This window comes from Synechococcus sp. BA-120 BA3 (genome assembly GCF_034931285.1).
Taxonomy (GTDB): domain Bacteria; phylum Cyanobacteriota; class Cyanobacteriia; order PCC-6307; family Cyanobiaceae; genus Cyanobium.
Genome location: NZ_JAYGHZ010000524.1, coordinates 1 through 519 on the forward strand (window position 1 = coordinate 1; position 519 = coordinate 519).

Annotated in this window: 1 protein-coding gene; it reads right to left on the reverse strand. The window is 62.6% G+C overall.

The window, feature by feature from the left end; genetic code table 11:
* Window positions 1-519 (reverse strand): beta-ketoacyl synthase N-terminal-like domain-containing protein (locus tag VB737_RS17285; RefSeq protein WP_500314789.1); only part of this gene is annotated, 519 nt, incomplete at its 3' end.

The window sequence follows — 519 nt, forward strand, 5'->3', positions numbered from 1 at the left end:
GTTGATGGCAGAACCCAGGATCACGGCATGGATATTGTCGCCGTCACGCAGCGCGTCGTCCAGCCGCCGCAGCGCCACCACGGCGGCGCCGCTGCCAAACAGCGTACCATCGGCGTCATCGTCAAATGCGCGGCACCGTCCGGTGGAAGAGAGTATCTCACCCTCCGCGTACCGATAACCCCGGCCATGGGGCAGGTCGATGCTTGCCCCGCCCGCCAGTGCCATATCGCATTCTCGCGCCAGAAGGCTCTGTACCGCCATATGAATGGCCACCAGCGACGTAGAGCACGCCGTCTGAATGCCGATGCTGGGGCCGTGAAGGTTCAGAAGGTAGGATACCCGCGTCGTCAGGAAGTCCTTGTCGTTGCCGGTATGGCGCAGGAGGAACATGCCCTCGCTCTCGACAAGCTCCGGATTGCTCAGCAGGTTGAACGCCAGATAGGCCTGCATCCCGCACCCGCCGAACACACCAACCGCGCCATCAAATTCATCCGCAGGCATATGGCCTGCGTCTTCCAG